The organism is Pseudoalteromonas sp. HL-AS2 (assembly GCF_031198805.1).
Lineage (GTDB): Bacteria > Pseudomonadota > Gammaproteobacteria > Enterobacterales > Alteromonadaceae > Pseudoalteromonas > Pseudoalteromonas nigrifaciens.
The window spans coordinates 192,523-212,496 of the sequence record NZ_CP133571.1 but is presented as its reverse complement, the minus strand read 5'-3'; the positions used below and the strand labels follow the sequence as shown (position 1 = coordinate 212,496).

18 protein-coding genes are annotated in these 19,974 nt (G+C 40.7%); 5 read left to right on the top strand and 13 right to left on the bottom strand.

Annotated elements, in window-relative coordinates; all coding sequences use genetic code 11:
- Window positions 1-79: 79 nt before the first annotated feature.
- The gene (locus tag RB215_RS01005) at window positions 80-586 is read right to left on the bottom strand and encodes a GNAT family N-acetyltransferase (RefSeq protein ID WP_041454314.1); all 507 of its coding nucleotides are present in this window, start codon (window positions 584-586) and stop codon (window positions 80-82) included.
- Between the two features lie 332 nt (window positions 587-918).
- Between RB215_RS01005 and RB215_RS01000 the strand changes: the two genes are divergently transcribed.
- Window positions 919-2,178 carry an aromatic amino acid transport family protein gene (locus RB215_RS01000; RefSeq protein WP_182677330.1) on the top strand — a complete coding sequence of 420 codons (1,260 nt, stop codon included), beginning with the start codon at window positions 919-921 and terminating at the stop codon, window positions 2,176-2,178.
- A gap of 83 nt (window positions 2,179-2,261) precedes the next feature.
- Here the strand turns inward: RB215_RS01000 and speD are convergent, their stop codons facing one another.
- The 8 genes from speD to RB215_RS00960 form a co-directional block, all read right to left on the bottom strand.
- Window positions 2,262-3,074, bottom strand: a complete 813-nt coding sequence (speD, locus tag RB215_RS00995) for an adenosylmethionine decarboxylase (RefSeq protein WP_011326917.1) — start codon at window positions 3,072-3,074, stop codon at window positions 2,262-2,264.
- Between the two features lie 87 nt (window positions 3,075-3,161).
- The gene (locus RB215_RS00990) at window positions 3,162-3,575 is read right to left on the bottom strand and encodes an OsmC family protein (protein ID WP_011326916.1); all 414 of its coding nucleotides are present in this window, start codon (window positions 3,573-3,575) and stop codon (window positions 3,162-3,164) included.
- Window positions 3,576-3,744: 169 nt separating this feature from the next.
- Window positions 3,745-4,083 carry a DUF3802 family protein gene (locus tag RB215_RS00985; RefSeq protein WP_011326915.1) on the bottom strand — a complete coding sequence of 113 codons (339 nt, stop codon included), beginning with the start codon at window positions 4,081-4,083 and terminating at the stop codon, window positions 3,745-3,747.
- A 128-nt stretch (window positions 4,084-4,211) separates the two neighbouring features.
- A complete protein-coding gene (gene astD, locus RB215_RS00980) occupies window positions 4,212-5,681 on the bottom strand; it encodes a succinylglutamate-semialdehyde dehydrogenase (protein WP_309216692.1) in 1,470 nt (489 codons plus the stop codon).
- 16 nt (window positions 5,682-5,697) lie between these two features.
- The gene (gene astA / locus RB215_RS00975; RefSeq protein WP_011326913.1) at window positions 5,698-6,714 is read right to left on the bottom strand and encodes an arginine N-succinyltransferase; all 1,017 of its coding nucleotides are present in this window, start codon (window positions 6,712-6,714) and stop codon (window positions 5,698-5,700) included.
- Window positions 6,715-6,801: 87 nt separating this feature from the next.
- On the bottom strand, window positions 6,802-8,007 hold the full coding sequence (locus tag RB215_RS00970) for an aspartate aminotransferase family protein (protein WP_309216691.1): 1,206 nt from the start codon (window positions 8,005-8,007) through the stop codon (window positions 6,802-6,804).
- A gap of 368 nt (window positions 8,008-8,375) precedes the next feature.
- Complete coding sequence (locus RB215_RS00965) at window positions 8,376-9,536, bottom strand: HDOD domain-containing protein (protein ID WP_309216690.1); 1,161 nt, start codon at window positions 9,534-9,536, stop codon at window positions 8,376-8,378.
- Between the two features lie 45 nt (window positions 9,537-9,581).
- Window positions 9,582-10,163, bottom strand: a complete 582-nt coding sequence (locus RB215_RS00960) for an aminodeoxychorismate/anthranilate synthase component II (RefSeq protein WP_011326910.1) — start codon at window positions 10,161-10,163, stop codon at window positions 9,582-9,584.
- A gap of 271 nt (window positions 10,164-10,434) precedes the next feature.
- On the opposite strand from RB215_RS00960, the gene RB215_RS00955 reads away from it, so the two are divergent.
- The 3 genes from RB215_RS00955 to glpD all read left to right on the top strand — a co-directional run bounded on the left by RB215_RS00955 (window position 10,435) and on the right by glpD (window position 13,949).
- Entirely contained in the window at window positions 10,435-10,677 is a 243-nt protein-coding gene (locus RB215_RS00955) for a YdcH family protein (RefSeq protein WP_011326909.1), read from the top strand.
- Window positions 10,678-10,879: 202 nt separating this feature from the next.
- Window positions 10,880-12,385: a glycerol kinase GlpK gene (gene glpK, locus RB215_RS00950; RefSeq protein ID WP_309216689.1), complete on the top strand. Its 1,506-nt coding sequence runs from the start codon at window positions 10,880-10,882 to the stop codon at window positions 12,383-12,385.
- Between the two features lie 58 nt (window positions 12,386-12,443).
- Window positions 12,444-13,949 carry a glycerol-3-phosphate dehydrogenase gene (glpD, locus tag RB215_RS00945; RefSeq protein WP_309216688.1) on the top strand — a complete coding sequence of 502 codons (1,506 nt, stop codon included), beginning with the start codon at window positions 12,444-12,446 and terminating at the stop codon, window positions 13,947-13,949.
- Between the two features lie 12 nt (window positions 13,950-13,961).
- Here glpD and RB215_RS00940 read toward each other — a convergent pair whose 3' ends face one another.
- Window positions 13,962-14,360, bottom strand: coding sequence for a thioesterase family protein (locus RB215_RS00940; protein ID WP_011326906.1), 399 nt, complete (start codon window positions 14,358-14,360; stop codon window positions 13,962-13,964).
- Between the two features lie 33 nt (window positions 14,361-14,393).
- On the opposite strand from RB215_RS00940, the gene RB215_RS00935 reads away from it, so the two are divergent.
- Window positions 14,394-15,098: a 2OG-Fe(II) oxygenase gene (locus RB215_RS00935; RefSeq protein WP_011326905.1), complete on the top strand. Its 705-nt coding sequence runs from the start codon at window positions 14,394-14,396 to the stop codon at window positions 15,096-15,098.
- Between the two features lie 19 nt (window positions 15,099-15,117).
- Here RB215_RS00935 and RB215_RS00930 read toward each other — a convergent pair whose 3' ends face one another.
- From RB215_RS00930 to acnB, 3 genes are all read right to left on the bottom strand, one after another.
- Window positions 15,118-16,353 carry a cysteine desulfurase-like protein gene (locus tag RB215_RS00930; protein WP_011326904.1) on the bottom strand — a complete coding sequence of 412 codons (1,236 nt, stop codon included), beginning with the start codon at window positions 16,351-16,353 and terminating at the stop codon, window positions 15,118-15,120.
- Between the two features lie 9 nt (window positions 16,354-16,362).
- Window positions 16,363-16,995 (bottom strand): 2OG-Fe dioxygenase family protein, encoded by a 633-nt coding sequence (locus tag RB215_RS00925; RefSeq protein WP_011326903.1) that lies wholly within the window; start codon window positions 16,993-16,995, stop codon window positions 16,363-16,365.
- Between the two features lie 199 nt (window positions 16,996-17,194).
- The gene (gene acnB, locus RB215_RS00920) at window positions 17,195-19,792 is read right to left on the bottom strand and encodes a bifunctional aconitate hydratase 2/2-methylisocitrate dehydratase (protein ID WP_011326902.1); all 2,598 of its coding nucleotides are present in this window, start codon (window positions 19,790-19,792) and stop codon (window positions 17,195-17,197) included.
- Between the last annotated feature and the right edge of the window lie 182 nt (window positions 19,793-19,974).

Sequence of the window (19,974 nt, the reverse complement as noted above, 5' to 3'; positions counted from 1 at the left end):
GGGTTGAGTGAAGCGAAACCCAACGAATAACCGCTGTTAACCACAATATTTTAATCTTCCAATTTCACCTCAAAAACACTTAAATCGGTGCGCGTAAAAAGTGTGTAACGCCTAATGTGTGTCCGTTTATTGTCATGTAGTTGTCTTTATGTGATTGGGCTTTAAAGCCACACTTTAATAGTACGGCTTTTGAGGCGGGGTTATTATCTAGCACTAAGGCTTCTAACTTGTTAACTGCATAATGCTGAGCGGCTATGCTAATTAATTCGTTAAGGCAAAAACTGGCGTAGCCTTTACCTATGCTATTTTTAGCAACTCGATAACCCACTGCGGCAGTGTTTGTTTGCCCTGTTATATCTTTTAAATTTGCGCGCGCAACAATTTGCTCATTAACAATAAGCACACCCGAATAATGCGTACCTAATTGCATGTTTATAATGGCATCATAAATATGCATTTTAATGCCTAAATCGCGATAAAAGTAATCCTCTCTCGGCGGCAGCATTGATTCAAACCAAGCTTTATTTTCTGATTCAAATTGCAATAACATAGCTAAATGCTTAACTGACAAGGTTTCAAATATCACAAAAACTCCTGTTTTTAATCACTTTACAACCTAGGTGGAAAGTAGGGTTTACAATAATTATACTCTAGATTGCAGTGTGTAAACTTTAAACTTTATGGGGAAAAGCTATTAACCCCCTTTTTAAGTGCACCTTTCCTGCTTATTATTTTTAACGTTGAGCTAAAGCCACTGCCATTCTCTGCTCACTTTTATAACGCTGTTGCAAATTAATTACAGGCGTAACTGGTACGCTACAAATAAGCGAATATTAAGCTAGTTTATCGAATGAAATCATTAAGTAAAAACTATATGCTTTGCCGTCATTATTATTCTAAAAAAAACCTGGTGAGCTTATGCCCCCATCTCAAGATGCTACGCATTTTAATGCATCTACAGCAAAACAGTCTTCTTGGACTTTACACGACACACAGTGGACGTTAAGCCTATTTGGTACCGCCGTTGGTGCCGGTATTTTATTTTTACCTATTAATATTGGTATTGGCGGTTTTTGGCCGTTAATTATTATGGCGTGCTTAGCCTTTCCAATGACCTTTTTAGCGCACCGCGGTTTAGCGCGGTTTGTGCTGTCGTCAAAAAATAAAGATGCTGACTTTACCGATGTAGTAGAGGAGCATTTTGGGGTGACCGCGGGTCGGCTAATCTCTTTACTGTACTTTTTATCTATTTTTCCGATTTTACTTATTTATGGTGTCGGTTTAACCAATACCGTAGACAGCTTTATGGTGAACCAGCTTGGTATGGAGTCGCCTTCGCGGGTGTTGCTTTCTGGTGTATTGGTTGCAGGTATGATTGGCTTAATGATGGGCGGCGAAAAGCTGATGCTTCGTGCTTTTGCTATTTTAGTTTATCCGCTTGTGGGCATATTGTTTTTTTTATCCTTGTATTTGATCCCTAGTTGGCAAATGCCGAATATGGCGCTGCCAGAAGTGGGCAGCTTTGGTAAAACACTGTGGTTGTCGATTCCTATTATTGTATTTTCGTTTAGCCACGCAGCGGCTATTTCGAGCTTTGTAAACGTACAACGCGGTCATTATGGTAATAAAGCGGTTGCTAAGTCTGAGGCGATATTAAAGCGCACCAGTTTACTGTTAATTACCTTTGTATTGCTGTTTGTGTTTTCGTGTGTGTTGTCCTTAACTGGCGAGCAAATGGCGGCGGCGAAAGCGGCAAATGTGTCGGTTTTATCGTACCTTGCCAATATTACTGACAATTCGTTTATTGCTACGCTTGGCCCATTGGTGGCGTTTATTGCGATTATGTCGTCATTTTTAGGGCACTTTTTGGGTGCACGCGAAAGCTTTACTGGCTTAGTAACTAAGCAGTCGAACATAAGCGCTAAAGTTGCCGATAAGGTAGGTGCTGTACTAATGTTTTTTGCTATTTGGTTTTGCGCGGTTAAAAACCCGAGCATACTCGATATGATGGATCAGTTATCTGGCCCTATTATTGCGATGATTTTATTTATTATGCCCATGATTGCTGTTTATAAAGTACCGGCATTACACAAGCATCGTAATCGTTTAAGCACCTTATTTATATTAGTGGTTGGCTCAATGGCGGTAATGGCTTTGCTTTACAGCATGCTTAAATAATACTAAATATACTGGCTATAAGCTTTTTAACACAAAAAAATGGCGCTCATTGAGCGCCATTTTTATTGACTATATTTTGCTATTTAATCTAGGTCTGGCAAGTTACGGCCATAGAATATTTCTTGCATTTCACGGGTCAGTTTAGAGCGAATTTCTTCCTCTTCTTCATCTGACAAATCATCCGTAGAAAGGCCGAATAAATAGGTATTTAAATCAGTCTCTTTTAACATCATTTTAGTGTGAAACAGGTTTTCTTGATACACGTTTACGTCCATCATTTGGTACGCTTCTTTGGTATCTTCTGTCATGAAGTTTTGAATTGAGCTAATTGCATGATCGATGTAGTGCTTAACGCCATTAATATCGCGAGTAAAACCACGTACACGGTAGTCAATTGTTACTACGTCTGACTCTAGACTATGAATAAGGAAGTTTAACGCTTTAAGTGGCGATATTATGCCACACGTTGACACTTCAATATCGGCGCGAAAAGTACAAATACCGTCATCAGGGTGAGCTTCTGGGTACGTGTGTACACAAATATGGCTTTTATCTAAATGGGCAACCACTGAATCTGGTAATGGGCCTGGAGCTTCGTCAGCATCGTAATTTTGCTGCTCTTCTACCGGCTCTTCTGAAACCAAAATAGTTACGCTTGCACCTTGCGGTTCGTAGTCTTGGCGCGCTACATTTAAAATGTTAGCACCTATAATATCAACAACTTCACCTAAAATGTCGGTTAGTCTATCTGCACTGTACTGCTCATCGATATATTCAATATATTCTTTACGTTGTTGCTCGGTCTTTGCATAGCAAATGTCGTAAATACTAAAGCTTAAACTTTTAGTTAAATTATTAAAACCATGAAGTTTAAGTTTATCGAAGGGTTTGTTCATAATAAACCAACCTATAAATTAGTGAAATCTGCTCTAGCAGAATAAAAGTTCGCGGATTTTATACGAATTTTACTCATGGAAAAAGCGTTATTTTACTTGATCTTGCACAACTTCGTGGCTATGCGTAATTTTTACTGTTTTATCAAGCATTAATGCGACCGAGCAATACTTTTCAGCAGAGAGTGAAACAGCGCGTGCAAGGTGCTTTTCAGACACATTATTGCCCGTTGCTACAAAGTGTAAATTAACTTTGGTAAATACTCGTGGGGCAGTTTCGGCGCGCTCTGCCGTTAACTGTACTTCTACGTTGCTAAAATCTTGTTTGGCTTTTTTTAAAATGCTCACTACATCAACCGATGAACAACAACCGATTGACATTAATACCATTTCCATAGGGCTTGGTGCAGCACTGTCGCTACCACCGTCAAATACAACATTATGATTTGAATTAGAGCGACCAATAAAGGTATTACCTTCAACCCATTTTACATTTGCTTGCATTGTTATACCTCAAAAATTATTTTCTTGATTGTATACCAATCAGCTTTAATAAGTGAGCGCCCAGCAATAATATAAATTAGCTTGATCAAGGCACTTAAATTTATGCAAGGGTGGTAAAACCGTCAGCGCATTTAAAGCGTGCTACCGGAAAATATAGAAGGGTTGCGGGCTAAGAAACGGCGTTATCAAATAGGTTTTTAACCAAACCACCAAACTCATCAATAAACATGTGTTGCTCTACCGTAACAGGCCGCGAGGTGATGCTACTGAGGACTTCTTGTAAATCGTAAACTATGCCATCAACTTCACGCACAATTTGGCTACGCTGCTCTGTAGTGAGCTCTGTGTGCTGCTGACATATGAGCATTACGTTTTGTGCAATCACGTCTTCGATTAATTCCATAACCGTAGGTGCTCCTGGTTTTATTTCACCCGGCTTTTCAAATAAAGCTAAGTTTTGAGTTAGGTACATAATTAAGTCGTCGTACCCTTGCCTATTTAAAACCATTACACGTATACCTTAAAAATAATTAATTCAGTAATTTAAGCAGAAAGCACTAATAATTACTAGCTTAGCGACATAGCTAATACAAAAAAAGCAGCCGAAGCTGCTTTTATAATTATTTAGTAGTAATTTTAGTCTATTTTTAAGCCTGGGCTTAATGTAGCTGGCATAGCAACTTTTTCAAGCTCTACTGATGCTACTGGGTATGCACAGTAATCGGAAGCGTAATACGCGCTGGCTCTGTGATTACCCGATGCGCCAATACCACCAAACGGTGCAGCACTTGATGCGCCAGTAATTGGGCGGTTCCAGTTAACAATACCAGCGCGAATACGGCGTAAAAAGTGCTCGTAGTCGGCTGCACTGTCGCTAAGTAAACCTGCTGATAAACCAAAGCTTGTGTCGTTGGCTTTATCAATTGCTTGGTCAAAGTCGTCAAAGCGGAATACTTTTAGAAGTGGTCCAAAATGCTCTTCATCTGGGAAGTCGCTAATATTTGTACACTCAATAATACCTGGTGTTACAAAGCCAGTATTAACTGTATGCTCAAGCTCTACCAATACTTGAGCACCAAGCTCAACAAGTTCGTTTTGCGCTTTAACCATACCGGCAGCGGCGGCTGATGAGATCATTGAGCCCATAAATGGCTGATCTGCATCGTCATAATTACCTACTTTAATCGCTTTAGTTGCGGTAATTAAACGCTCCAGGATTACATCACCTTTGCTACCCGTTGGTAAAAATAGTTTACGTGCACAGGTACAACGCTGGCCACTTGAAATAAACGCTGATTGAATAATATCGTGAACAACCGCTTTAGTATCTTCAACGTCAGTAATAATAAGTGGGTTATTACCGCCCATTTCTAGCGCTAAAATTTTACCAGGTTGACCCGCAAACTGTTCATGTAAAATATGACCTGTGCGCGAAGAACCCGTAAAGAACAAGCCATCAATACCTTTGTGAGCAGCAAGGGCTTTACCCGTTGCTACTTCACCTTGTACAAGGTTAATTACACCCGCTGGTAAACCTGCTTTTTCCCACAGTTTAAGCGTAAGCTCGGCAACTTTAGGCGTAAGTTCTGACGGTTTAAATATAACCGTGTTACCCGCTAAAAGCGCTGGCACTATGTGGCCATTAGGTAAATGCCCCGGAAAGTTATACGGACCAAATACGGCTACAACACCGTGTGGCTTGTGGCGGATCATTGCGCGCCCTAGTGGCATTGCATTTTCTACGTCGCCAGTGCGCTCTAAAAACGCTTTTTCAGAAATGGCAATTTTACCAACCATAGCACCCGCTTCTGTGCGAGTTTCCCACAGTGGCTTACCTGTTTCTTGTGCAATAGTAATGGCTAGCTCTTCGCTGTTTTCTTTTAATTGCGCTGCGAATGCTTTAACTATTTCTAAACGTTCAGCAAATGTTTTATCAGCCCAAGCATAAAACGCTTCGCGCGCTGCGCTAACTGCAGCGTCTACTTGCTCTGCAGTTGCTGAGTTTGCTTGGAAAATAACATTGTTATTGGCTGGGTTTACTGAACTAAATTCGGTTCCTTGGCCTTGTGACCATTGACCATTAATAAATTGTGCAGGATGAGTCATTATACTTTCTCCTAAATTAAATCGTGGTTGCGCTTACGCTATCGCCCGCTTGTAAATACAGTGCATCGGCTACTTGTTGCGTTATTACTATGCTGCTCATGCGCTCATCGAACGTCATAGGCACTACAGTTGCTCTAAAATCTGTAAGCTTTTCGTTGGCTAATAACACCATGGTGTCGCCACTTGGTTCACCTATTTCAACTTTAAAGTGTTTAGCATTGCGAATGGTGGCAATGTTATCTACTTTTGCTTCAACTGTGGGGCCGGCATCAAAAATATCAACATACCCATTAAAGGTAAAACCTTCACTTTTTAATAGCTCAATTGCTGGGCGTGTGTTGTCGTGTACTTTACCAATAACAGCTTGCGCATTTTTGCTGAGCAAATTAACGTAAATTGGGTACTTAGGCATTAATTCAGCAATAAATACTTTTTGGCCTATGCCTGTTAAATAGTCGGCAGTTGGAAAGTCCATTGAAAAAAAGTGCTCTTCTAGCCATTGCCAAAATGGGCTGCTGCCATTGTCGTCAGACACACCACGCATTTCTGCAATGACGGTTTGCGCAAAGCGCTCTTGATGCTGCTTAATAAACATAAAACGCGATTTTGAAAGTAATTTACCGTTACTGTTTTTGCGGTATGCGTCTTTCAAAAATAATGTACATAGCTCTGTAGCGCCGGTGTAATCGTTACAAAGCGTTAAAATATCAACTGCTTTATATACGTTTAGAGTGCGTGAAGAATGAATCACTTTACTTAAATGATAGTGATAAAATGCATCATCTAAGCCAACAGCGGCTTCTATACCTGAGGTGCCAACTACTTCACCTGTTTCGGTGTCCTCTAGTACAAATAAATAACCTTCGTCGCCCGGCTCGGTAGCAGCTTTTGCAAATGAGCTAACCGAATGATCTATTTTCTTTTGCAATAACTTTTCATTATTAGGTAAAGAAGTAAAGCCATGACCCGATTCGTGGGCTATTTTCACTAATGCAGGGTAGTCACTTTGTTGGATTGGGCGAAGGATCATCATAAACCCGCTTACTCCCTTATATTATAACGGTAAATTAAAATTAGAGGGCAAACTAGGTCTGCCCTTAATAGATATTGTTTGGCTATGTTAAGCGCTTACAACACTGGCTACTGCTTTTTCAAAGCGTGCCATACCTTCACGAATGTCGGCTTCTGGGATAACTAATGATGGTGTAAAACGAACCACGTCAGCACCGGCAACTAATGACATAAGACCGTGCTCAGTACCTGCCACTAAAAACTCTTTTGCACGACCTTTGTATTGCTCGCTTACTACTGCACCAATTAATAAACCTTGGCCGCGAATTTCGCTAAACACGTGGTATTTATTATTAATTTCAGTAAGTAGTTGGTTAAATAATGCTGCTTTTGCTGTTACACCAGCAAGTACTTCTGGGGTATTTACAGTATCGAATGCTGCTTCAGCAACGGCGCACGCTAATGGGTTACCACCATAAGTAGAACCATGCGTACCTACTTTAAGGTGTTGTGCAATTTCAGTTGTGGTGATCATAGCACCAATAGGAAAACCGCCGCCCAATGCTTTAGCCGTAGTTAAAATGTCAGGAACAACGTTTAAACCTTGGTATGCGTATAAGTTACCTGTACGGCCAACACCTGTTTGCACTTCATCAAAAATAAGCAGTGCATTATGTTTAGTACATAAATCACGAACGCCTTGTGCAAATTCGTCAGTTGGCGAAACAATACCGCCTTCACCTTGTAGTGGCTCCATCATTACGGCACATGTTTTGTCGCTAATAAGTGCTTCAAATGCTGCCAGGTCGTTGTAATCACAATGTACAATGTCGCCTGGCTTAGGACCAAAACCATCTGAGTATGCCGCTTGGCCACCAACAGTTACGGTAAAGAATGTACGGCCATGGAAACCTTTGTTGAATGCGATGATTTGTGATTTTTCTGCGCCAAATTGATCAAGGGCAAAACGACGCGCTAATTTAAGTGCTGCTTCGTTTGCTTCTGCGCCTGAGTTGGCAAAGTAAACTTTTTCGGCAAAGGTTGCATCAACCATTTTTTTAGCTAAGCGTAATGCTGGCTCGTTGGTCATTACATTTGATAGATGCCAAAGCTTTTCGCCTTGCTCTTTTAATGCGCTTACTAATGCAGGGTGGCAATGGCCAAGACAGTTAACGGCAATACCACCAGCAAAGTCGATAAACTCTCGACCTTGTTGATCCCATACGCGAGAGCCTTCGCCTCGAACTGGAATTACGCTTGAAGGTGCGTAGTTAGGAACCATTACGTGATCAAATAATTCGCGATTGACTGTCATTTTATTTCCTCTTAATTGTGTACATCACAAAGCCGTAAATAGCTGTGTGGTAACCTGTAGCATATGTGTTTTTTAGCAAACTCAGTATAGCGATATTTACATAAAAAGGGCTGTGTGGTTCAATTTTCAGACGCTTATTATTTCAGAAAACATTGATTATGTCTCTTCAAAAACTTTCATGTAACCCTTGATAATAAAGGGCTTGAGATATAATTTCATAGATAGTGAATAACTATTTGCTTGCTTTATGCAGCTCGTTTTTAGCCAATAAAGCGCCTGAACAACGAGCGCGCCTCACTTTAAACGGGGAAATGTATTGAAAAGAGATAATAAAAAGTGAATGGATAGTCGCAAAAAAATTAACAAATTTAATCAATTTGAATAGCAAGATTATTAAAATTGCTTGCTTGGAGTGCTTTTAGCTCTTTTTTGGTGAACTTAAAGTACGAAAACCAACTAAGCGTTTCATCCGGTTCAACTAGCTGATGCTGCTTTAGCGTTAAGTACTGAGAGTAACATCGTGCTTTTAGCATTACCTGCGTTAAAGGCAGCGCTGTATCGCCTTTTTCTATACCATTAACGAGTTGCTGCATTACGCTATTAAACGGCAAATACTTAAAGGCCATTTTTTCAATTATTTTAGCGCTAATAGCCAACGACTGTTCGCTCAGTAAGGTGGTTAAAAATAAAGGGTCTGGTTTTAGCTCTAGCAATGCAGTATGCAAGCCTTTATTCGCTGTAGTGCGAGCAAATTGTACTTTTCGCTGCCAAATTTGCTCAAACACTTTTAAATATAAACGCACTAAGGCTATTTGCCCCACGTTTAATAACATCCCTAAGGTAAAAGCATGGCTTGGGTTAACCTCGTTAACTTCAGCAATTTTTTGTGCCGCAATAGCATTCGCCATGGCGCTTTCTTTTAAGCGCCTTTTTAGTAACGAAAAAGGCTCTGTGCTATAAGGCATCCAATGGCGCACTGCAAAAGTTGGTACTACTAGCTGTAAGTTATCTAGGCCAATATAACGCAGCGCTAAAGCGGGGCTATCTACTTTCACTGCGGTATTTTTGCTGCGTTGATTACGATAATAAGGCAAGTTAACTAAAGTAACTAACTCTCTGCCAAGCCAGCTTAGGTCGTTAACTAAGGGCTCTAAGCGCCCAACCGATGCGCTTTTTGTGGCTAAAATATCTAACATGGCACATACGCTGTCCTCTACACCTATGGTGTTTTGAATAACACTGTCTATATCGCTAAGCTGCTCAGACATCATTTTTTCTATTGCTTTATGCAGTTGCTCGCTCGCTGCTGCACGATATTTATGATGCGCGGTGCTTTTTAGCTTGCGCTTTTGCTGAGCGGCAACCTCTACTTCAAGTAATGTGCGTTGCTTTAGTGGTTCGCCATAGTCCATTTCTAGCGTATGAATAAAGCCAATTTGTTGATGAGCAAAGTTATGACCAAGCAGCAAATCATGTGCTCGTTGATTAAGCATTTTAACAATACGCGGTTGCTGCACTATTTCGGTCATGGCTCTCTGTCTTTAATGTAATGATATTTACTTAATACTATAAGCTTAGAAGCGAGTTAAAAAGTTATCAAGTAACGCTAAACCTTGCTCAGTTAAAATAGCTTCCGGATGAAATTGTACACCTTCAAGTGCTAAGTCTGTATGTAATAATCCCATAATTTCGTCAAACTCACCTTGCTGGGTTTGTGTCCAGGCTGTTACTTGCAACTCTTTAGGCAGCGACTGTGCCTCAACAATTAAAGAATGATACCGACAGACCGTTAAGGGCTTAGCTAAACCTTTAAATACTCCTTGATCGCTATGGTAAATTGGCGATGTTTTACCGTGCATTACTTTTTTAGCACGCACTACCTTTGCTCCTAAGGCTTGGGCAATAGTTTGATGCCCTAAGCAAATTCCTAAAATAGGATACTGCCCTTTTAATTGCTCAACAATACTTAATGAAATACCCGCTTCGCTTGGGCTTTTAGGACCGGGTGATATAACAATATGTTGAGGATTTAACTGCTTAATTTGGCTAAGCGTTATTTGGTCGTTGCGCTTAACCAGTACCTCTTGATCTAAACGCTGAAAGTACTGTACCAAGTTATAGGTAAACGAGTCGTAATTGTCGATCATTAAAAGCATGTAATAAAGCACTCAAAATAGTTATTGTTTGCGAGGAGTTGTTGCATTTTGTATTCTAACTTAAGCATCTTTGAGTGTCAGTGCTTTGTATAGTGATATATAAGTATTTCCGTAATAATAATTAATAACGGCTATGTGTTGATTTATACTCAAGCAACCCCCAGCTCTAATATTATGGCGTACATAAATACCCATACAATCTGAATTTAACTAAACCCTAAGCGTGTTATTTTTAAAACACATTTATTACACGCACCGTTAAGGAGTACCTATGTTAGGCGAAGATCATTCATTAACTCAAGACTTTCCTGAGCACCTAAATACCATTAAAAAACTCAATAGCAATGATCCAGAGTTTGCAGATAAAGCCAAAAAATACAACGCGCTTGATAAAGAAATTCGTACCTTAGAGCTGCAAGACGCGCCTATCGATGACGAGGAAATGCTGCAATTAAAACATGACCGTGTGGTGTTAAAAGATTGGCTACATCAACAATTGTTAAAAGCCAGCTAAGCGCAATTTATACCCATTGTATTTAAGAGCCCTCTGACTTATGGGCTCTTATTACTCTTGCTTCTTAATATACACTGCCACCACCCTTGGTATAAATTACAGCGTTATAGCTATAGCAGCCCTTCCTAATATTTAAAAAGCATTGCTATTAATTTAACTTGCAGACAAGCTATCTGTATCTAAGATAAATAACGTTAAGCTTATGTCTAAATACATACTCTCGATTGATCAAGGAACTACCAGCTCTCGGGCTATTTTATTTACCAAAGATGCCAAGGTAGTTGATACTGTTCAGCAAACATTCCCGCAGCACTTTCCCAATAATGGCTGGGTTGAGCATGACCCTAACGATATTTTACAAACCGTACTAAGTACCTGTAAAACAGTACTGGCTAATAACCAGGTTACAGCCGAGCAGGTCATTGCCATTGGTATCACTAATCAGCGCGAAACCACTTTAGTATGGAATAAAAAGACTGGCCAACCAATTTATAATGCCATTGTGTGGCAAGATCGCCGTACCAGCGAGTATTGCGAGCAAATACGTAGCAATAAACTCAGTAAAAAAATTAGCGATAAAACCGGGCTATTATTAGATCCGTACTTTTCAGCCACTAAAATTCGCTGGATTTTAGATAATGTTGCCGATGCACAGCAACAAGCGCTAGCCGGCGAGCTAGCATTTGGTACGGTTGACAGTTATTTACTGTGGCATTTAACCGCTGGCAAAGTACACCGTACCGATGCCACCAACGCCTCACGTACACTATTATTTAATATACATCAGCAATGTTGGGATGAAGAGTTACTAACGCAGTTTAATATTCCACACTCTATGCTTCCAGAAGTGATGGACAGCGCAGCCGAGTTTGGCAGTACCAGCAGTGAAATTTTTGGTGCACCGATTAAAATTTGCGCTATGGCGGGGGATCAGCAAGCCGCATTAATTGGTCAAGCTTGCTTTAAAGAAGGCATGGCTAAAAGTACCTACGGAACGGGCTGCTTTTTAATGCTTAATACGGGCGATAAAGCCCTTACCTCTAATAACCGCTTATTAACTACTGTGGCTTACAGGCTCAATGGTAGAGTGACCTACGCTATAGAGGGCAGTATTTTTATGGCGGGTGCCACTATGCAATGGATTGTTGAGGGCTTAAAGCTACTTGAACATGCCGGCGACAGCGAGGCTATGGTCAAAGACGTGCCACTGGATCACGGCGTATTTTTAGTGCCTTCGTTTACCGGTTTAGGCGCCCCATACTGGGATGCCAATGCCCGTGGTGCTATTTTAGGTTTAACCCGTGATTCTGGCATTAGCACTATAGTAGCAGCGGCGCTGCAGTCTGTTGGCTATCAAACCAAAGATTTACAAAAAGCCATGGAAGGTGATGGCCTGCGTCCAAGTATTTTGCGCGTGGACGGTGGCATGGCAAAAAATAATTGGGCCATGCAGTTTTTAGCTAATATTTTAGGCGCAAGTGTGGAACGCCCAGCGCTAACAGAAACAACCTCTCTGGGTGTTGCCTATTTAGCGGGGCTGCAAACTGGGATTTATAAGTCAACGGAGCAATTAGCTACTATGTGGCAATGCGACCGTCGTTTTGAACCAACCATGAGCATAGATGAACGTAACGACTTATACGCAAAATGGCAGCACTGTATAGCACAAGTCACGCTTTCAAATAACGCAACAAAAGACGACTGCTAATACGATAGTGTTATTCGCTATTGATATGCCATCGCTTAAATTAATAAAGAGGTATTCAGTGAAATTACTCGATAATGAATATGATTTACTGGTTATTGGCGGTGGCGTTAATGGCACTGGTATTGCGGCTGACGCCGCCGGTAGAGGCTTAAAAGTATTACTGTGTGAGCAAAATGATTTAGCCTCTGCTACATCATCAAGTAGCAGTAAACTTATTCATGGTGGACTACGCTATTTAGAGCATTACCAATTTAGGCTAGTAAAAGAGGCACTTAAAGAGCGTGAAGTGTTATTAAAAAATGCCCCACATATTATGTGGCCGCTATCTTTTAGGCTGCCACATCAAGCGCATTTACGCCCTTACTGGATGATTAGAATTGGGTTGTTTATATACGACCATCTTGCCAAACGCATTACTTTACCCGCATCAAAATCAATTAAATTTACCCGCGATAGTATATTGAATAATACTATTACCCGCGGTTTTGAATACGCTGATGGCTGGGTTGATGATTCGAGGTTAGTTATTTTAAATGCGTTAGCAGCACAGCAAAAAGGTGCAACCATTTTAAGCCGCACGCGCTGTATTAAAGCAGTTCGCAATAACAATAATTGGAGTGTGACCTTAGAGCAACAAGGTAGCAAAAAGCAATGTTCTATAGTTGCTAAAGGAGTTGTTAATGCAGCGGGCCCTTGGGTTGCATCACTTTTTGATGAGGTAATTACTGGGCCGTCGCCACATAATATTCGCTTAGTTAAAGGCAGCCATATTATTGTGCCGCGTATTCACACTGAGCCGCAGGCCTATATTTTACAAAATAAAGATCAGCGTATTATTTTTGTTACCCCATTTGAAGATGACTATTCACTGATTGGCACTACAGATGAAGAATACAGCGACAATATAGCAGATGTAAAAATTAGCGATAAAGAAGTCGATTACTTAATTGGCATTACTAATAATTACTTTAAAAAACAACTTACTCATAACGACATAGTGCATACCTTTAGTGGTGTACGCCCCTTACTAGATGATAACTCATGCGACGCACAAGCCGTTACTCGCGACTACAAACTGATATTATCGAGCAATAATAACCAGGCACCACTGCTAAGTGTATTTGGTGGGAAAATTACCACTTATCGCAAGCTCGCTGAAAACGCAGTAAACGAACTCGCCAGCTTTTATCCGCATATAGGCCAAACATGGACAAAAAACACTCCATTACCCGGTGGCGACTTTTCATCAAAGATAGTATTAAAGCAACAACTACAGGTAAAGTACGCATGGTTGCCTGAGTTTATTTTAAATCGCTTTATACGCAGTTACGGTACTGGCACTTATACCCTACTTACAGATGCCCGAAGCGTAGCTGATTTAGGCCAGCATTTTGGCCATGGTTTATACGCCACTGAAGTAAATTATTTAGTTAATAGCGAGTGGGCTAGCAGCGCCGAGGATATATTGTGGCGTCGTAGTAAGTTAGGTTTGCGTTTTAATACTGAGCAAATAACAGCGCTGAGCCAGTATATTCAAAATTATAATGGCTCAATACCGCTGTAAACATTTACCAAACTAGCTAGCCGGGGCTAAATGCTCATTAAGTGACGATTTTTCAGATACTGAAAGCGATTGCTTTGCTTTTGCTGCAAAATCGTAACGTACCAATACCGTTTTACCAACTGCACAGCAGTTACCTTGCTGGTGAGCTTCTTGGCGTAATACAAATGAGCTGGTACCTACATGCTCTACTGAGGTTTTAATGGTTACTTCATGGCCATAAAATAACTCACCAACAAACGACACTTCGACTTTGGCAATAATTAGCTTCCAGTCATGTGGGTTTAAATCTGGGGTAAAAAACCTAAAAATAGGCGCACGCGAAGCTTCAAACCATACAGGGAGTACGGTATTGTTAATATGTCCTAGCGCATCTGTTTCACTAAAGCGCGGCATCACTTTTTCAATAAACATAATAATCCAATAATAATTATATAAAGGTAAACTATGACGGACTTTATTCGCGTATACGATAACGCGCTCAGCAATGACTTTTGTGATAACTTTATCACTACCTTTTCTCAAAGCCCGCATATAAAACAAGGGATGACATCTGGCGGTATCGATTTAAATAAAAAAGATAGCCACGACTTGCACTTAAACAATCATCCGGAATACGTTGAGCAATTAAAACACATTCAACAAACCACTGCACAGTATGTTTTTAAATACATTGAAGAACATATTTTTATTATGATTGGTGCCTTTGGCCTAAAAGTGTATCACCCTAAAAGTGGCGAACCTGTTGACTTAACACACGCAAACTTTGATGAAGTGGGTAAACCACAACTGCCCTTATTAGTGCAGCAAATTTTTAGGCTAGGAAATATTCAGGCGCAAAAATACCAAGTTAATAAAGGCGGTTACCCGTATTGGCACAGCGAAGTTTATCCGCAGTTAAATCATAACGAGGCGCTACATAGAGTATTGCTGTTTATGTTTTATTTGAACGATGTTGAACAAGGTGGGGAAACGGAGTTTTATTATCAAAAGCGTAAAATTGCGCCTAAAAAAGGCACTATGGTAATAGCGCCCGGCTACTTTACTCACACTCACCGTGGCAATAAGCCAGTATCTAACGATAAGTATATTTTAACCTCGTGGGTACTGTTTAACCGCGCAGAGCAAATATACGGTGCGCCAAAGAGCTAGCGCACCTTTTTTATGTATATTAACCTAGTAGCTCATCAAACAAATTAAATAACTGATCAAGCTCTGCGGTGGTGTTGTAGTGCATGCAACCAATGCGCACTACGCCACCTTTATCAAGTACGCCTAATTGCTCACACAAACCTTGCGCGTAAAAGTTGCCATCCCATACACAAATATGTTGCTTACCTAAACATTCAGATACAGCGCGCGGCTCTAAACCTTCAAAAGTTAACGCAAAAGTAGGCGTACGCTCATTTAAACGATCTAAATCATCTATACCAAACAATTTAATACGCGGGTAATTAACTAAGCGCGTTAAAAAGTATTCACTCAGCGCCATTTCGTGTTGCTTGGTTTTAGCAAAGGCAACACTTAACTTTTCGCGGCGTGAATGGCTGTCGTCAAGCTCGCTAATTGCTGCAATGTAATCAACCGCCGCTATAAAACCAGCCATGGCTTCAAAGCTTTGCGTGCCGGTTTCCCAGCGACCAGGCGCTACGTCTTTAGCTGGCTCAACTTTGTACGGGGTAAATCCTTCAAGGTGCTCTTTTTTGCCATAAACCATACCTAAATGCGGGCCAAAAAACTTGTACGCAGAGCAGGCTAAAAAGTCGCAATCAAGCGCTTGTACATCTACAAGTTCGTGCGGTGCATAATGTACGGCATCAACATAAACAAGTGCGCCTACGTTGTGGGCAAGCTCTACAATACGTTTAATATTGTTAATTGAACCTGTGGTATTTGAAGCATAAGTTACCGCTACCAGCTTAGTATTACTGTTTAGTAAACTCTCGAACTGCGCCATATTGAGTGTGCAGTCGGTTTCGTTAATAAGCGCAGTATTAACTTTAACACCTTTATCTTCTGCGGCTTGCTGCCACGACGAAACGTTAGAAAAGTGATCCGCGTTAGTGACAATAATTTCATCACCCGTTTGCCAGTCGCGTGAAATTGCGCGGCTAAAGCTAAACGTTAAGCTGGTCATATTCGGACCAAATACAATTTGTTGTGAGCTGGGCGCATTGAGTAAATCGGCAGCAGCTTGGCGAGCATTTGCCATTAGCTCAACGGTTTTATCGCTTGAGAAAAATGCTCCACCTAAATTTGAGTTGTAATAACCCAAATAAGCAGTCATAGCGTTAAGTACCGATTGCGGTACTTGCGAGCCACCGGGGCCGTCTAAAAACACGGGAGATTTACCATTAACGCTTTGCATTAATGCCGGAAATTGCTCACGTAATTGCGTTATATTCATGCTCATTCCTTAAGACGTTAATACAAAGCAATCCAGGTAACCTGGCTTACTGGCATCAAGTTTATTCATTGGAGTAGCGTTATGCCACACTTGACGGTCGTTAATTACTGCAAACATACCGTCTTTTATGGCCATTTTAAAACAGGGATCGGCTTGCTTGTTTTCGTATACAAGCAATTCACCGCCCTCTAAGTTTTCATGCGATACTCCACATACACACACATGATCAAAACCATCTTGGTGCACGCCTTCTGGCGCTGCAGGCGTATCACTATCAATGGCTAACATACGAAATTGGTGAATTTCGATATCACGTTCTTCATCAATCCCGGTAATTTGACGAAACTCATTCACAATACTTTTCATGCCCGCTGACTCAAGTAGGCTTTGCTCTAAATTTTCGTAACTACGCTCAACATTACCCTGAAAGGTATTAATTGCATCATCTTGTACAAATGCTTTTGTTGCTTGTAGCTTTAGCTCACCATTTTGTAGTTTAACTACAGAGTAACGGCGTTTACGAAAGGCACCATCTGCATAAGGATTAGTCGGCAGGTTATCAAAAGAAGGCTTAACCAAATCAATATTTGTTTGGTTAATAAAACGCAGCTGCAGTAAATTCTGGGGGTTTAAAGCGGTCATAAAAATCCTGCTATAGTAATTATAATATTGCAGGGATTTTAATGCATGCAAAGAGGATTTATTGCTTTATTATTTAACTTCAAAACAATTAACCACCAAAATTAATACAATAAATGCAAAAAAACAACATTAACTATCTAAAATTTATTTTTGCCAATAAAAAACCCGCAAAAGCGGGTTTTTAAATAAGCTGTAAAAATTATACTGCTTGTTGAATGATCACGTTGTCTGCTTTTTTAGTGTAAGCAGGCATGCGATGGAAGTTCAAGTAGCGATATGTATCTGACGCTGTTGCATTGATCTTCGCTGCATATTCTTGATACTCAGCAGCAGTTGGCAATCGACCGATAATTGCCGCAACTGCAGCAAGTTCAGATGATGCTAAAAATACATTTGCACCATTACCTAAACGGTTAGGGAAGTTACGTGTAGAGGTAGACACTACCGTTGCTTTATCAGCAACACGTGCTTGGTTACCCATACATAATGAACAACCTGGAGTTTCTATACGTGCGCCAACACGACCAAAGATGCCATAGTAGCCTTCTTCAATTAGTTGGTCTTTGTCCATCTTAGTAGGTGGAGCAACCCAAAGCTGAGTAGGTAGTTGACCTTTAAAGCCATCTAGTAACTTACCAGCCGCGCGGAAGTGACCAATGTTAGTCATACAAGAACCGATGAATACTTCATCAATTTTCTCGCCAGCAACATCAGAAAGTAAACGCGCGTCATCTGGATCATTTGGAGCACAAAGAACTGGCTCTTTAATCTCAGCTAAGTCGATTTCAACTACGTGAGCGTATTCAGCATCTTTATCTGCTTCCATAAGCTCAGGATTAGCTAACCAGTCTTGCATTGCATTAATACGACGTTCAATCGTACGTACATCGCCATAACCTTCAGAGATCATCCACTTAAGCATAACAATGTTTGATTCTAGGTATTCAGAAATAGACTCTTTTGAAAGCTTAACCGTACAACCTGCAGCTGAACGCTCAGCAGATGCATCTGATAATTCAAACGCTTGCTCAACAGTTAGGTGCTCAACGCCTTCAATTTCTAGTACGCGACCAGAGAACTCGTTAATTTTACCTTTTTTCTCAACTGTTAATAAGCCTTGCTTGATACCGTAGTAAGGGATTGCATGTACAAGGTCACGTAATGTGATACCTGGTTGCATTTCGCCTTTAAAACGAACCAAAATTGACTCAGGCATATCAAGAGGCATAACACCTGTTGCTGCTGCGAATGCTACTGCACCCGAACCAGCTGGGAATGAAATACCTAATGGGAAACGTGTATGCGAATCACCACCAGTACCTACGGTATCTGGTAATAACATACGGTTTAACCATGAGTGAATAATACCGTCACCTGGGCGAAGTGAAACGCCGCCACGGTTCATGATGAAATCAGGAAGCGTGTGATGCGTGTTTACATCAATAGGTTTTGGGTATGCCGATGTATGACAGAAAGACTGCATTGTTAAGTCTGCAGAGAAACCTAAACAAGCTAAATCTTTAAGCTCATCACGTGTCATAGGACCTGTTGTATCTTGCGAGCCAACAGTTGTCATTTTAGGCTCACAGTATTGACCTGGGCGAATACCTGCAACGTTACATGCTTTACCAACCATTTTTTGCGCTAGTGTAAAGCCTTTATCTGATACTTCAGTTGCTGTTGGTACTTTAAATATATCAGTAGCACCTAAACCAAGTGATGTACGTGCTTTGTCTGTTAAACCACGACCAATGATTAGTGGAATACGACCACCAGCACGAACTTCATCTAAAATCACTTCAGATTTAAGTTCAAACTTAGAGATTACTTTATCAGTACCATGCTGCTTAACAACACCTTCGTATGGGTAGATGTCAATTTGCTCGCCCATGTTAAGCTCATCAACATTTAGCTCAATTGGTAAAGCGCCAGAATCTTCCATAGTGTTAAAGAAGATTGGTGCAATTTTATTACCTAGACATACACCGCCAACACGCTTATTTGGTACAAACGGGATATCATCGCCCATAAACCAAAGCACTGAGTTAGTTGCAGATTTACGTGAAGAACCCGTACCAACAACATCACCAACGTAAGCTAGTGGTAAGCCTTTAGTTTTTAATTCTTCTAGTTGGGTGATTGGGCCTACTTCGCCTGGTTTGTCAGGAGTGATACCATCACGTTCAATTTTTAGCATAGCTAAAGCATGTAGTGGAATATCTGGACGAGACCATGCATCTGGTGCAGGTGACAAGTCATCCGTATTTGTTTCGCCAGTTACTTTAAATACAGTAACTGAAATCTTTTCAGCAACAGCTGGTTTATTAGTAAACCATTCTGCATTTGCCCAAGACTCAATAATTTGCTTAGCGAATGTGTTACCCGCTTTTGCTTTTTCTTCTACATCGTAAAATGCATCAAACATTAATAATGTGTTTGAAAGGCCTTTTACTACGATAGGTGCAAGTGTGTCGTCATCAAGTAGGTCTATCATAGGTGCGATATTGTAACCGCCTAGCATAGTTCCTAATAATTCTGCCGCTTTTTCTTTAGAAAGTAGTGGAGAATTAGTTTCACCTTTAGCAACTGCCGCTAAAAACCCTGCTTTGATATAAGCTGCATCATCAACACCTGCCGGTACACGATTAGCAAATAAGTCGAGAATAAACTCTTCTTCACCAGCCGGTGGAGTTTTGATTAATTCAATAAGATCAGCCGTTTGCTGAGCATCTAATGGCGCTGGTACGATACCTAACGCGGCACGTTCTTCTACGTGTTTACGATATTCTTGTAGCACAATATTGCCCTCTTGGTGACGTGAAAGTATTCGGTAGCGCTTCATAAGCGCAATGTTACCCAATACTTATAGTATTCTAACGCTTAATTATAAAGCTTTTGTGGGTAGATGAAAATCTATCCAGTTCAGCAACTGATTATACCGACTATAAGTATTATGAATAGTAGATAAAGTAAAATCAA